The organism is Chryseobacterium sp. G0201, assembly GCF_003815655.1.
GTDB lineage: Bacteria > Bacteroidota > Bacteroidia > Flavobacteriales > Weeksellaceae > Chryseobacterium.
In genome coordinates, this window is the sequence record NZ_CP033917.1 from 435,570 (window position 1) to 449,137 (window position 13,568).

The window sequence follows — 13,568 nt, forward strand, 5'->3', positions numbered from 1 at the left end:
ATAAGAGTGGCGGAAAAAATCAATTGATTTTTTCCGCTTCTTTTTTATATTTTTGAAACATGAGATTAATTACTTACAACGTAAACGGAATAAGAGCTGCTTTTACCAAAGATTTCCTCGGTTGGCTGAAAACAGCTGACCCGGATATCATCTGCATTCAGGAGAGTAAAGCAGGAAACGATCAAATAGACATCGAAAGCCTTGAAAAATTAGGTTATCACAGTTATTGGCATTCGGCGGTGAGAAAAGGCTACAGCGGCGTGGGAATCGCTTCAAAAATAAAACCCAATCATGTAGAATATGGTTGCGGTATAGAAAGCTATGATAATGAGGGAAGAATTATCCGCGCAGACTTTGATGGTTTTTCTGCAATTTCTGTATATGTCCCTTCTGCATCGAATATTGAAAGGCTTGAATTTAAAATGCAGTTTTGCCATGATTTTCTAGCTTACATTAAAGAACTAAAAAAGACTATTCCTAACCTTATCATTTCGGGAGATTTTAATATCTGTCATGAAGCAATTGATATCCATAATCCGGTTGGTTTAAAGAACACTTCCGGCTTCTTACCCATGGAAAGAGAATGGATGACCAATTTCATCGAAGAATGTGAATTGATAGACAGTTTCAGGTTTTTTAATAATGAGCCCGATAATTATACTTGGTGGAGCTACAGGCAGAATTCCAGAGCTAATAATAAAGGCTGGAGACTGGATTACAACTTCGCTTCCTATTCATTGAAAGAAAAGCTTTCCAGAGCCGTTATTTTGAAGGAAGCAGTGCATTCTGATCATTGCCCTGCTTTAGTAGAAATTAATCTATAAAATAAAAGCCAGCTGATTCAGCTGGCTTGTTTAATTTAAATCATAAATGTTAATCGATAATTTCATATTCCACCGGAATTGTACCGCGATCGGTATCTCCGATTTCATCGAACGCGGCTCTAGACATATCTAGTGCTCTTGATGAATGGAAAGGCCCTCTATCATTAATCTTCACTATCACCTCTTTTCCATTGTTCAGATTGGTTACTTTAATAGTTGTACCAAAAGGAAGCGTTCTGTTGGCTGCTGTAAGCTTTGAATTATCAAAGATTTCTCCGCTGGCCGTTTTTCTACCGTTAAATTTATCGTGGTAGTACGATGCATAACTTGTTTTCTTCGCATCTGTGGCATTATTCTTGAAAGAATAAACACCAAAGGTTGAAATCATCATTATGATTACGAGAATGAATCTTTTCATCATCTTGAAATTTTATTGGTTTTGACTCAGCAAAAGTATCATGAATATGGTAAAGTCAGCAGTCGAAATGTTAAAAACTGTTAACGAAAACTTAATTCTATCACAACGACCCTTGTAACTCCCTATTAATAGGCTTCTTAGAGTACATTGTTAAAAAGTGTTAAAAATAGCGTTAAAAAGTTAACGAAATTAACTAATTAAAGCATAATTTAAAAAAACACAAATTAAAAGTTACTGAAAATCAATATCTTAAAATTTTTAACAAATTCTGATAAATCTGTATCAAAAACTTAATTGAAAAAACTTATCTCGTTTTTATTCAATATAAACTGTTTTTAATTAATTCTATTCTACAAATTATTATAAGCGACATGAACCTACGATATTGAAAGAATAGTTTAATAAACAATACTAAATTTCATTACAACAATAAGAACTTCAAAATTAGTCAACTAAGATTAAAAACAAAAAACCAATGAGATAAGTCATTGGTTTTTATATCTAGAATGTAGATATACCTTATTTAGTATATTCTACAACATAATCATATGTTCCGGCAGGATAAACTACAGACATACTTGGAGAACCTGTAATAAGGTTACCGTTAGAAATATCATAAGAATAAACTCCGTTAGCGAAAACACTTCCTGTACCAGCTTTGAAAACTGTTACTCTATAAATACCAGCTGTTCCACTAGCAGGAACTGTAATAGCTCCATCAGGATAAGAGGTAGGTGCAGTAGAAGTTCCACTTGCTACAAATCTTCCTTTTTTAGCGTAAACCTGATTATTATTTACTAAAGTATTAGTAGTTGTTTCAGCAGTTGTTACATTGAATTTCGGATCACCTCCAACTGGAAGCCATCTACCAGCAGTAACAGATCCGTTAGCAGCTCCATTTGGATTAGAAAAATAATAAAAACCAGCTGTTAAACCAGTAGTTTGAGTTGTTAATAATGGATCTGCAGTAGATCCAGTAGTAGCAGTGTTATATACTAACATTCCATCGAAATAAGAAGGAAATGTAATACCATCAGCAGGAGTTGGATCAAATCTGAAAAGTCTCAAATCTGTGTTAGGATAAACTAAACCCTTTCCTATACTATTTGATGAAGATGCAGATGTATTAAAATTTGTACTTGCATCTAAAAATGCATTTGAATCACCAATGTTATTTTGAATAACCTGGTTTGAATTTACTTGACCTGAAACCTTAGTTAAAGATAAAGATGCAAGAAGAACTATACAAAGACTAAATTTTTTCATTTTTATTTATGTTTTTAATTTAACGAAATAGCAACCCATGCTGTACCATCACTGATATAAGCTTTAGCTCTATTTTGTGCCAAAGCACCATTTAAAAGAGTAGGTGATCCTGCAGAATTTACATTTACTGTACCGGTACCGGTATTGTTATTAGCAACATAAATCATTCTTCCAATGTTTCCTACTGGATTTGGAAGATCAATCGTTAATCCTGAACCAGCTTTCGTAATAATAAAAAAGTCTGTTGCAGTAGCTGTATATGCTGCAGTAGTCGTTAAAATAGTAACACTACCTCTAGTACCTTCGTATCTCTGAGGAGTAGCAGCACCGCCACCACCTACAGCAACCCAAACAGAGTTTGGTGCATCATAATAATAAAATCCAGTAGATGTTACATTAACTGTTTTACCAGTTCCTGTACCTCCTAATGCATTTACAAATACAAGGGCACCATTTTGATTGGTTGCACCTGTACCATTGCCATAAGCTGCATTTTTAGATTCTAATTCAGCTCTTGACATACGAGGGACTAAAAGCGCATCAGGTCTTGTAGCGTCAGCTTTGTCTGCTGTAACGTCTAAAGTAGCGGCAGGTGTAGTTGTGTTAATACCCACACGCCCCTGTTGAGCTTTAGTAAGCGCTGTCATGCTAACAAGAACAGTCGCTGTTAATAAAATTTTTTTCATAAGTTTTTAAAGATTTTAAATTACATTTTTCATCAATGATATTTATATTCAAATGGGACAACTCATCCCAACTTGTTCTTTAATTAAAAATAAAACAATTTATACTTAAGATGAACATTCTTAAAAGTGTTTCATTTTTGATCTAATTTTAAATACCTAACATTCATACAAATAGCATTATAAAAATCTATTCATGTTGCAAAGTTAGTACTTTATTATTTAATGGCAATAGGCACATATAAAAAGTTTCTCAAATTCATCTCAATAAAAACATAACACATTGAAAAATAAGCACTTATGAAAAGTATTAAAATTCAATAAAATATGTTAATTTTTATTAATGCTTAAAACAAATTTAGATATATAATATTTTTAATTGAATATATATTTAAAATTCACTAATAAACGATATATTTTAAACTAACTCTCCATACAAGTCGAACTCCTCAGCAGAAGTAATTTTTACCTCCGCAAATTCGCCAATAGAAATATAGGTATTATCCGCAGAAACCAGCACTGTGTTGTCAACATCAGGAGAATCATATTCTGTTCTTCCAATGAAATAGTTCCCTTCTTTTCTATCAAATACACATTTGAAAACTTTTCCAATTTTATCCTGATTCTTTTCCCAAGAAATTTGTGACTGCAGTTCCATAATCTCTTCTACTCTGGCTTCTTTTACTTCCTGAGGAATGTCATCCTCTAAAACATACGCTGAAGTATTTTCTTCGTGAGAATATGTGAAACAACCCAATCTGTCAAATTTTTGTTCTCTTACCCACTCCTTCATTTCCTGGAACCTTTCTTCAGTTTCTCCGGGATATCCAACAATTAAAGTTGTTCTAATGGCCATATCAGGAACTTTTTCTCTGAATTTTGCAAGAAGTGCATCCGTCTTTTCGTGAGTAGTACCTCTCTTCATCGATTTCAATAAATCTGAATTGATATGCTGAAGCGGAATATCTATATAGGTACAAACCTTAGGTTCTTCTCTGATAATATCTAAAACATCTTCTGGAAAACCGCTTGGAAAAGCATAGTGAAGACGAATCCATTCTACCCCTTCTACTTTTACAAGTTCTTTTAATAAATCTCCGAGTGCACGTTTTTTATAGATATCTAAACCGTAATAAGTAAGATCCTGAGCTATTAAAATTAATTCTTTAGTTCCTTTTTTTGCTAATTTCTGAGCTTCAGAAACTAATTTCTCGATCGGCGTAGAAGTATGACCACCACGCATTAAAGGAATCGCACAAAAAGAGCATGGCCTGTCACAACCCTCAGATATTTTTAAGTATGCATAATGTCTTGGAGTAGTTGTTAATCTCTCCCCCACCAACTCGTGCTTATAATCTGCACCTAAATGCTTTAATAAAATGGGAAGATCTCTGGTTCCGAAGTATTGGTCTACATCCGGAATTTCTTTAATCAAGTCTGGTTTATATCTTTCAGAAAGACAGCCTGTAACAAAAACCTTTTCAACTTCACCTCTATTTTTAGCCTCTACATACTCCAAAATGGTATTAATAGATTCTTCCTTGGCATTATCTATAAATCCGCAAGTGTTGATAACAACGATATCACCCTTATCTTCATGTACCACTTCTTTTCCATTGGCTTTCAGCTGGCTCATCAATACTTCAGAGTCATATACATTCTTCGAGCAGCCGAGTGTGACGATGTTAATTTTCTTCTTACCTATGGATTTTGTACGCATCTTTTTGATTTTGAGTTTGCAAAGATACGAAATATTGAAGAGTATGAATTAAAAAAAGAGAACCACTTTAATAAAGTGATTCTCAATATGCTATTTAAAAGTTTTTATCTTTAAAGCCTGGTGAATTTTGATCTTTCTCTGAAAGAATCATATCCTTTGGATCAACTTTCCAATCGATGTTAAGCTCTGGATCATCAAATTTCACACTTCCTTCAGATTCTTTATTATAAAAATTATCACATTTATAGGCAAAAACAGCAGTTTCACTTAAAACTGAAAACCCATGTCCAAAACCTCTAGGAATATATAACTGGAGTTTATTTTCTTCGGTAAGCTCTATTCCGAACCATTTACCAAATGTTGGAGAATCTTCTCTCAAGTCAACAGCAACATCCCAGACTTTCCCTTCCAAACATGAAACGAGTTTAGCCTGAGCGTGTTCTCCTTTCTGTAAGTGTAATCCTCTTAAAACACCATAAGAAGATTTAGAAATATTATCCTGAACGAAATGACCGTTCATTGATGTTAATTCTTCAAATTTTTTCTCATTAAATTTTTCAAAGAAATAACCTCTATCATCTTCAAAAATAGTAGGTTCTATTATATAACAGTCTTTCAGTGGTGTTTCTTTTATTTTCATAAGTTTAATTCTAAGGCTATTCTAAAGGTTGTATTGTTTTTTTAAACTCAATTTTAATCCTAAATAAACTCCGCCAACAGGGATAAATATTATCGGAATAATAACCCAAATTGGAAGTTGCGAATTTATTAAAAACAAATTAATAATCAATTGAACAAAAGTATAAACAAAACTTATAACTAGATGTGAAACTTTTCTTTCATTAGCAAACAATTGATATAAGTGTCTTCTGTGCGCTTCAAAAATATTTTCTTTCAGTAATAATCTTTCAGTTATGGTAAGTACAACTTCAAGTCCATAAATTGATAATAATAAAATGTACTTATAATCTTGGGTTTTCATGATCAATAAAGTAATAAGACCAATTACCCAAAAACCAATCCCCATACTTCCTACATCTCCGGCAAAGCATTTTGCTTTTTTCCTAAAATTAAAGAATAAAAATACCAGAGAAGCCAAAATAGGATAAATAATAAAATCATTATCTGTAAATAATATTATTTCTTTATTTATATAAAGCAATGATGATAAAGTAACGAGACTGTAAATTCCGGTCATTCCGTTAATCCCATCCATAAAATTATAGGCATTAAGTGTTCCAATAATTAAAATAAATAATATTGGCCAAACCCAATATGGCATTAAATTGAAAGCTCCGGTGAAATAAAGCAGTAAAATCACAGAAATAAGATGAACTGAAAGCCTAATTCTGTTCGATAAGGTTTTGACATCATCGATAAAACTGATCGTACAAATTGCCAATAGACCTAATCCAAAAGACCAATATTCATGTATAGCTTCATTCAAATTAAATACACAAAAAATAATAAATGCAATAGGAAAAATAATTCCTCCACCTCTAAGAGTTATCTGAGAATGGGCGCTTCTGTGGTTGGGTTTATCAATGATATTATATTTGTTGGCTATTCTGAAATAAACCAACATTGATACAAAAAGTAAAACTGTTATAATTACAAATTCCATACGCTATATTTGAAATTTTTCCATTACGTTTGAAGGTTTAAACTTTAATTCTGTTCTCATTTTTTCATTACAAAAAGTAAGAGAATCTGTAATTTTCTTTAACCTTAATGAATTAATAGGAGCTCTTTTCCCTAGCACATCACCTACAATTGCCATCGTTTTTGCAACGAAAAAAGGTATGCTGGTTGGTGATTTTTTATTTAAAATTTTAGAAATCTTATCTGAAATTTCTTTAAAGCTAGGATTGTTACTATCGCAGACATTATAAATGCCTCCATCATTGTCAATAGCTTTAGACGTAATTTCCGCAAAATCTTCTACCCAAAATATACTTTTTTGAGCTTTACCACCAGCAATATTAAAATATTTTCCAGATTTAATAGCATTTATCATATCACCTAAATTTCCGGGAGGTTGTGGTCCAGCGATCAAAGATGGTCTTAGAATAAATAATTTTACATTATTTTTTTCACACCAATTCAAAAGAAACTCTTCTGCTTGTATTTTGCTTTTTGCATAAGGTGTGCTTCCTTCCAAAGGTGATTCTTCATTTATATTTTCTCCAAAATCTTTTCCATAGACAGCAACTGTACTTATAAAAATAAAAATTTGAGGAATATTTTTTTCTAAGGCATGACATAGATTTTTTGTCCCTTCACAATTAACATCAAAGAATTTCTTCTCTTCTTCTTGGTTTTGAGGAACGGAATGTGCTTTACCAGCAGCATGAAAAACTATATCAAACTTTTCTTCAAATAAAGGAATATTTTCCGTAATATCATTCACATAATCTGTATTTTGCGTACCAAACGTTTTTACATCAAAAAGTTTTTCCCGAAGTATAGGAATGACATTTTTACCTAAAAACCCATTAGCTCCTGTAAATAATATTTTCATTTAGATAGTTTGATAAAATTTATTTAGAATTATTTGTTCAGAAAATTCTTGTTCTGCTACTTTTCTGGCATTTTCTTTTTTAATTTTTAAATCCAAAACAGAGTTTTCATTAAATGAATTAAAAAAACGAAGAAGTTCTTCTTTCTGATTATGCTGAAAAGAATATCCTATGCTTTTTTCTTTTACCAGTAGATCTATTTCGCTATTTTTCTCTCCTAAATATAAAATAGGTTTTCCTGCAGAAAGAATATTATACGTTTTTGAAGGTACCCCTAAACCGAACATTCCTTCAGCCAGACTTATAAAAGCGACATCCGCTTTATTCAGAACAGAAAGTTGTTCTTCCCTTGAATAAGCATCACCGAAATAAACATTCTGCATTTTATTGAGTTCAACATATTCTTTCATTTTTTGCTTCACAGCACCTTCGCCTACAAAATAAAAAGCCAATTTATCATTAGTTACCATTTTAATGATCTCTAATAATTCTAAAAGTCCCTGTACTCTTCCAATATTTCCTGCATATTGAAAAACTACTTTATCTTTTAAAGAAGAATTGTTTTCAAAAACTTCATCTTTAGAAAGTGGACGAATATTTTCTGTATCTCCCCAGTTTTCTATAATCTCAATCTTTGGATTATTTTTGAATCTTTGGGTCTTATTTTCAATCATTATTTGCATATCTCTTCCCAAAACAATTAATCTATCTGCCTTAGAATATGCTTTATCAAAAATGCTCCTTAAAATCTTATATAAAAAAGAACTTTCAGATTTAATTATTCCTGCCGGTATTGTATTTTCAGGAAAAACATCGTGTACCAGTATAATTAATTCAATTTTTTTCAACCTTTTAAGAATTGAAATTAATAGTATCAATGGTGCAGGATTGGTAACAATAAAAACTTTCTCGCCTTTCTTTACATTTTTAAAGAGATAAAAGAAAATAGAAAAACTTAAAAATATAAATCTCAAGCTCCTACTTATTAAGCTATCCTTATTTCCTGTAAATCCTTTAATTCTATGTACAAAAACATTAGAGTTTAATGTAAATGATTCACTTTTATTATTCTTATCATATACAGGATCTCCACAAACAACTTTCACTGAATACTTATCTGAAAGCTGATTGGCGATCTTGGTAAGAATAAAAGAAGTTGATGTTTCTTCAGGATAAAAAAGTTCGGTTGCGATCCAAAGATTCTTCATTATTTCTTACTCCAGACTACTCTGTTAATATAATCTGTGTAGCTTAAAATGATCCTTACCACTTTTTCAGACACATTCGGCATAGAATAGTCGGCTACAGGTCTGTAGTTTCTTTCTTTTCCTACTTTTTGCTGCTGAAGTTGTGTCAATCCCTGTAAAATTCTTTCCGGTGACAGTCCTACCATCATGACTGAAGCTTCTTCCATTGCTTCCGGTCTTTCATGAGCATCTCTGATATTAAGAGCTCTAAAATTTAAAATAGAAGATTCTTCAGAAATAGTTCCAGAATCAGATAAAACGGCGTAACTTCTCATTTGAAGAGCGTTATAATCATGGAAACCCAGTGGTTTTAAAAACTGAATTTCCGGTCTCATCTCTATCTGTTTCTTATCAATCATATTTCTTGTTCTAGGATGAGTAGAAACGATGATCGGATAACCAAATTTTTCAGCAATAGCATTAAGGCTTTCCATTAAACCATTAAAATTCTTTTCTGAATTAATATTTTCCTCTCTGTGAGATGAAACAACAAAATATTTTCCTTCTTCTAAATTCAATCTGCTTAAAACATCTGCACTTTCAATCTGAGGTAAATAATGATTTAAAACCTCAAACATAGGAGAACCTGTTTTAATGATCCTGTCAGCAGGAAGACCTTCTCTCAATAAATATTCTCTTGCAATATCTGAATATGTTAAATTAACATCTGATGTATGGTCTACGATCTTACGATTTGTTTCTTCGGGAACTCTTTGATCAAAACATCTGTTTCCAGCTTCCATGTGGAAAATAGGAATTTGTCTTTTCTTTGCAGGAATAGCACAAAGACAAGAATTAGTATCTCCTAAAACCAAAAAAGCATCCGGCTGTAATTCTTCAAGAAGCGGATCTATTTTAATTAAAATATTTCCTACAGTTTCTGTTGCCGTTTTTCCGGCTGCTTCCAAGAAGTAATCTGGTTTACGAAGACCTAAATCTTCAAAAAATATCTGATTAAGCTCGTAATCATAATTTTGTCCTGTATGGACGATAATATGTTCTACAGCTTCAGAAGCATCTAAAGCCGATAATACTCTTGATAATCTAATGATCTCCGGTCGCGTACCCACGACTGTCATTACTTTTAATTTCTTCATTTGTTAAATTTATATATCCTAAACCAATTATTGCAGCACCAAAATACCAAAATTCAAAAGATGCATATGTACATCCTGATGTCTGAACTAAAACAAAATACTGCAAGAAAAAGAAAACTAAAATACCGCTCTCTTTATATTTATAAATATTTTTTAAAACTTTTATAAAACTCTGTACTACAAATTTAAAATAAAATATAAATAGAATCATACCCAACACACCAGTCGACATCAAAATATCAACAAATAAATTGTGAGAATACATTCCATCTTCAAAAAGAACACGTCCTCCAAACCATGGATTATTAATAAATATATCAATCCCCTTATCCAGATAATATGATCTTCCTGAAGCATTTCTTTCAAAAATTGCAGCATTTATTCTTTTAAAAAAAACAATATTATCTCCTATTCCATTTTTATAAATAGTAAAAAGTGTCCCAGCAAACAAAGTCAATATAATACCATAACACAACCAGTATTTTCTTTTATTCTTTAAAATAATAAATAATAAAAGAATTAGAAAAAGAGCTAATACAGGACTTCTCGCCGCTGAAACAAATATCGGAATGAAACCTAGTATCATTCCTACTAAATAAATTTTACTTTTTTCTTTTAAAAATACATAACTAAACAAACTCAATAATACTAAACTTAATCCATAATAGCCTGTTGTAATATAATAGGCATTAAAAATACCATTTCTATTACCATTCTCTTTTCCTATAAAAAGAAAATTAACTGTTAAAATGACGAATAAAAATGAAAAAATAGTTTTATAGAACTTTTTAAAATTAATTTTTGAGTAATCTAAACTCAAAATAGCAACTACAGGCAAAGGGATTACTATCAATATAAAATAGTAAAGAACATTGCGTAAAGCCGGGAGAACGTTAGCATTAAAAGGGAAATTTTGTAATGTATAAAATACTTTAATTAAATAAAAAGAAAAAAAGAATAAAAAAGAAAGAATTACAATTTTCCTTTTCTTTATTATCTCAAAATTTTTTATGATAAAATATATTGATAATATAAAAACAAAACCTCTTAATAAAAGGTTTGCAGCCAATGATAATTTCTTTAATTCAAAAGGATTAATGTCTGAAAGAATATAACCAAACAAAGTAATAAAAAGAAAATAGGTTTCCTGATTATTAACAATTGAGGATTTTAAGCGATTTATTCTTTCCATCAAAATTATACTTCCACAAAATAAGTGTCCGAATCCTCAGGATTAAAAGGTTCATTAATCCAAAAAATTGTGTACAATTCTTCCTCTCCAATATTTTTAATGTTGTGAGTATACCAAATCGGCATGTCTACATAAGCAGGCTCGTTCCCATCCAGATAGAAATCTAATACTTCATCTGTATCTATTTTTCGTAATTGTATTAATGCTTTCCCTTTAATTACAGCAAATCTTTCTATCTTTCTTGTATGAAAGTGGTTTCCTCTGGTAATTCCAGGTACCGTTGTTGAGAAAGAACATTGCCCCCCGATTCCGAGTCTGATTACTTCAACGAAAGCTCCCCTAGGATCTGTATGTTGTATAAATTTTACGGGATAATGATCTTTAATCTCAAAATAGCAACGAAAAGTATTGAAAAGATTTAAGTCAAATTTTGTTTTTAATTCGGGGATCTCTCCGTTATCAAAATACAATTTTTTATAATTTTCTAATTTATTGAGAACTTCAGAAACTTTATTAACCGAAGTATGGGGAACTTCATATACATCTTTTGTTTCAGCAATTTGTATTTGATCAATAATCTCCTGAACCAATTCTCCTACATAAATAAGCTTCACTTCACCATCATTATCAATCACAGGATTTTCTCCATGTGTAAGTTTATGGCAAAATGTAGCAACAAAAGAATTATAGTTAGGCTTTCCGAACGGTCCAAAAACATTTGGAATAATCATTCCGGTGAACTTTCCGCCAGATTTTTTTGCCCAATCTACAAAAATTTCACGGCCTTCTTTTTTAGATTTTCCGTATAAATTATCTTTTTCTTCTTGTGATGATGATGAGAAAATGATATGAGCTTTAGAATTTGTTTTCTCCAGAGAAGTCACAAGTTTATTAACCAACTCAATATTATTATTGAAAATAACTTCGGGATCCGGATGACGGTTCATTGCCGCAAGATGCACAATTACATCACATTGGCTGACAAATTCGTCCAATCTTTCAGAGTTATCAAAGAAATCTCTTTCAAAATGTATTCTTTCAAATTCTTCAGGTTTTAAACCCAGAGTATTATATAAATATGAACCGACAAAGCCGTTTTGTCCGGTAATTCCAATTTTTTTCATGATTTTAAATTTTCAAAATAATCTATAGGAAATCGATAATCATCGTTTATCTCTCCTAGTAAATAATCTGCCATCACCAATAATCTTGCCCCTTTTTCTTTAGATTGAATTGCACTTACATATCCCTTAGGAACGTGCAAAACATTTAAATTTTCAGAGGAAAGTTTAAAATCTAAGATTTCAGAATTATTTGATGGGGTTTCCCAATTATCTATTTTTATAAGTTTAATTATAAAACTTCCCTGCAATGCCGAAAACCAGCGTTGCTCTATTTGATGTCCGGTCCAGCCTCTAACAAAATCTACATCAGCATTCTCAATACAGTACATTCTTTTAATTTCTGATATATTGAAATCATTATTAAAAAAAAGGCTTCCTCTTTCATCAGAATATTTTCCTCCCTCTAAAATTTTAGCCATTTCCATAGAAATATTTTTTAGTCGGGATATTGCATTACATCTTCACCTAAAACTTCTTTTCTGATCAATGGAAGTTTTAACATTAGATTTTTCATACCCTCAACATCTTGCTGTTGTGTATTATGAGAATGATAATCTTCTATTTTTGATATGTCTTGCAGACCTTCAGAAAAATATTGAGCATAATTCAAATCTCTATTATCGGCAGGAATTCTATAGAAATCACCCATATCTTCTGCCTTTAACATCTCTTCACGAGTACATAGCGTCTCATATAATTTTTCACCATGTCTTGTTCCAATAACTTTTATCGGATTATCAGCTTTAAACATTTCTTTCAAAGCCTGAGCTAAGTCACCAATTGTACCTGCCGGGGCTTTATTAACGAATAAATCACCTGGATTTCCGTGCTCAAAAGCAAATAAAACTAAATCTACAGCTTCTTCCAATGACATTAAAAAACGAGTCATATTAGGGTCTGTAATGGTAATTTCACCACCTGCCTTAATCTGTTTAATAAATAATGGTATAACAGATCCTCTGGAAGCCATTACATTACCATATCTGGTAAGACAAACAACCGTTTCCTCTAAATTTCTTGAAGCGGCAACGGCTACTTTTTCCATCATTGCTTTGGAAATCCCCATCGCGTTGATAGGATATGCAGCTTTATCTGTGCTTAGACATATTACTTTTTTCACCTTATTTCTTCCAGCTGCATCAATAACATTCTGTGTACCTTCAACATTAGTTTTTACAGCCTGCATAGGGAAAAATTCGCAAGACGGAACTTGTTTTAAAGCAGCAGCATGAAACACATAATCTACTCCTCTCATCGCCGGCTCTACACTATTATAATCTCTTACATCTCCGATATAGAATTTCAGTTTATCACTTTTAAACTGATTTCTCATATCATCTTGTTTTTTTTCATCACGAGAAAAAATACGAATCTCTTTAAAATGATCTGTATCTATAAATTTTCTCAAAACAGCAGTTCCGAATGAACCTGTACCTCCTGTTATAAGTAGTGTTTTATTTTTAATTTGCATATGCGTT

General features: G+C 31.5%; 14 protein-coding genes. 1 reads left to right on the forward strand and 13 read right to left on the reverse strand.

All coding sequences use genetic code 11. The features are described from left to right. Positions 1-59: 59 nt before the first annotated feature. Complete coding sequence (locus EG348_RS01895) at positions 60-824, forward strand: exodeoxyribonuclease III (RefSeq protein WP_123980173.1); 765 nt, start codon at positions 60-62, stop codon at positions 822-824. Positions 825-873: 49 nt separating this feature from the next. On the opposite strand, the gene EG348_RS01900 is transcribed toward EG348_RS01895, so the two are convergent. The 13 genes from EG348_RS01900 to EG348_RS01960 form a co-directional block, all read right to left on the reverse strand. After that, the gene (locus EG348_RS01900) at positions 874-1,245 is read right to left on the reverse strand and encodes a septal ring lytic transglycosylase RlpA family protein (protein WP_123980175.1); all 372 of its coding nucleotides are present in this window, start codon (positions 1,243-1,245) and stop codon (positions 874-876) included. A gap of 516 nt (positions 1,246-1,761) precedes the next feature. Next, complete coding sequence (locus EG348_RS01905) at positions 1,762-2,508, reverse strand: hypothetical protein (RefSeq protein WP_123980177.1); 747 nt, start codon at positions 2,506-2,508, stop codon at positions 1,762-1,764. 14 nt (positions 2,509-2,522) lie between these two features. Further along, the gene (locus EG348_RS01910) at positions 2,523-3,194 is read right to left on the reverse strand and encodes a hypothetical protein (RefSeq protein ID WP_123980179.1); all 672 of its coding nucleotides are present in this window, start codon (positions 3,192-3,194) and stop codon (positions 2,523-2,525) included. A gap of 415 nt (positions 3,195-3,609) precedes the next feature. Next, positions 3,610-4,911 carry a 30S ribosomal protein S12 methylthiotransferase RimO gene (gene rimO / locus EG348_RS01915; RefSeq protein ID WP_123980181.1) on the reverse strand — a complete coding sequence of 434 codons (1,302 nt, stop codon included), beginning with the start codon at positions 4,909-4,911 and terminating at the stop codon, positions 3,610-3,612. 94 nt (positions 4,912-5,005) lie between these two features. Then, on the reverse strand, positions 5,006-5,551 hold the full coding sequence (gene rfbC, locus EG348_RS01920) for a dTDP-4-dehydrorhamnose 3,5-epimerase (RefSeq protein WP_123980183.1): 546 nt from the start codon (positions 5,549-5,551) through the stop codon (positions 5,006-5,008). A 21-nt stretch (positions 5,552-5,572) separates the two neighbouring features. Beyond that, positions 5,573-6,535, reverse strand: coding sequence for an MraY family glycosyltransferase (locus tag EG348_RS01925; protein WP_123980185.1), 963 nt, complete (start codon positions 6,533-6,535; stop codon positions 5,573-5,575). A 3-nt stretch (positions 6,536-6,538) separates the two neighbouring features. Continuing rightward, entirely contained in the window at positions 6,539-7,432 is an 894-nt protein-coding gene (locus tag EG348_RS01930) for an NAD-dependent epimerase/dehydratase family protein (protein ID WP_123980187.1), read from the reverse strand. After that, complete coding sequence (locus EG348_RS01935; RefSeq protein ID WP_123980189.1) at positions 7,433-8,638, reverse strand: glycosyltransferase family 4 protein; 1,206 nt, start codon at positions 8,636-8,638, stop codon at positions 7,433-7,435. It abuts the gene before it with no gap. Further along, complete coding sequence (wecB, locus tag EG348_RS01940; protein WP_123980190.1) at positions 8,638-9,774, reverse strand: non-hydrolyzing UDP-N-acetylglucosamine 2-epimerase; 1,137 nt, start codon at positions 9,772-9,774, stop codon at positions 8,638-8,640. The genes EG348_RS01935 and wecB overlap by 1 nt, the downstream gene beginning before the upstream one ends. Next, complete coding sequence (locus tag EG348_RS01945; protein ID WP_123980192.1) at positions 9,722-10,966, reverse strand: O-antigen ligase family protein; 1,245 nt, start codon at positions 10,964-10,966, stop codon at positions 9,722-9,724. The genes wecB and EG348_RS01945 overlap by 53 nt, the downstream gene beginning before the upstream one ends. A 5-nt stretch (positions 10,967-10,971) precedes the next feature. Then, positions 10,972-12,090, reverse strand: a complete 1,119-nt coding sequence (locus EG348_RS01950; protein WP_123980194.1) for an NAD-dependent epimerase/dehydratase family protein — start codon at positions 12,088-12,090, stop codon at positions 10,972-10,974. Next, on the reverse strand, positions 12,087-12,509 hold the full coding sequence (locus EG348_RS01955) for a WxcM-like domain-containing protein (RefSeq protein WP_228414820.1): 423 nt from the start codon (positions 12,507-12,509) through the stop codon (positions 12,087-12,089). Before EG348_RS01955 ends, EG348_RS01950 begins: the two co-directional genes overlap by 4 nt. A gap of 17 nt (positions 12,510-12,526) precedes the next feature. Beyond that, entirely contained in the window at positions 12,527-13,561 is a 1,035-nt protein-coding gene (locus EG348_RS01960; RefSeq protein WP_123980197.1) for a polysaccharide biosynthesis protein, read from the reverse strand. Positions 13,562-13,568: the final 7 nt, after the last annotated feature.

Excerpts from the sequence above, each read along its gene's own strand:
- EG348_RS01895 (WP_123980173.1), top strand. The coding sequence starts at position 60 with ATGAGATTAATTACTTACAACGTAAACGGAATAAGAGCTGCTTTTACC.
- EG348_RS01900 (WP_123980175.1), bottom strand. The coding sequence starts at position 1,245 with ATGATGAAAAGATTCATTCTCGTAATCATAATGATGATTTCAACCTTT.
- EG348_RS01905 (WP_123980177.1), bottom strand. The coding sequence starts at position 2,508 with ATGAAAAAATTTAGTCTTTGTATAGTTCTTCTTGCATCTTTATCTTTA.
- EG348_RS01910 (WP_123980179.1), bottom strand. The coding sequence starts at position 3,194 with ATGAAAAAAATTTTATTAACAGCGACTGTTCTTGTTAGCATGACAGCG.
- rimO (WP_123980181.1), bottom strand. The coding sequence starts at position 4,911 with ATGCGTACAAAATCCATAGGTAAGAAGAAAATTAACATCGTCACACTC.
- rfbC (WP_123980183.1), bottom strand. The coding sequence starts at position 5,551 with ATGAAAATAAAAGAAACACCACTGAAAGACTGTTATATAATAGAACCT.
- EG348_RS01925 (WP_123980185.1), bottom strand. The coding sequence starts at position 6,535 with ATGGAATTTGTAATTATAACAGTTTTACTTTTTGTATCAATGTTGGTT.
- EG348_RS01930 (WP_123980187.1), bottom strand. The coding sequence starts at position 7,432 with ATGAAAATATTATTTACAGGAGCTAATGGGTTTTTAGGTAAAAATGTC.
- EG348_RS01935 (WP_123980189.1), bottom strand. The coding sequence starts at position 8,638 with ATGAAGAATCTTTGGATCGCAACCGAACTTTTTTATCCTGAAGAAACA.
- wecB (WP_123980190.1), bottom strand. The coding sequence starts at position 9,774 with ATGAAGAAATTAAAAGTAATGACAGTCGTGGGTACGCGACCGGAGATC.
- EG348_RS01945 (WP_123980192.1), bottom strand. The coding sequence starts at position 10,966 with ATGGAAAGAATAAATCGCTTAAAATCCTCAATTGTTAATAATCAGGAA.
- EG348_RS01950 (WP_123980194.1), bottom strand. The coding sequence starts at position 12,090 with ATGAAAAAAATTGGAATTACCGGACAAAACGGCTTTGTCGGTTCATAT.
- EG348_RS01955 (WP_228414820.1), bottom strand. The coding sequence starts at position 12,509 with ATGGCTAAAATTTTAGAGGGAGGAAAATATTCTGATGAAAGAGGAAGC.
- EG348_RS01960 (WP_123980197.1), bottom strand. The coding sequence starts at position 13,561 with ATGCAAATTAAAAATAAAACACTACTTATAACAGGAGGTACAGGTTCA.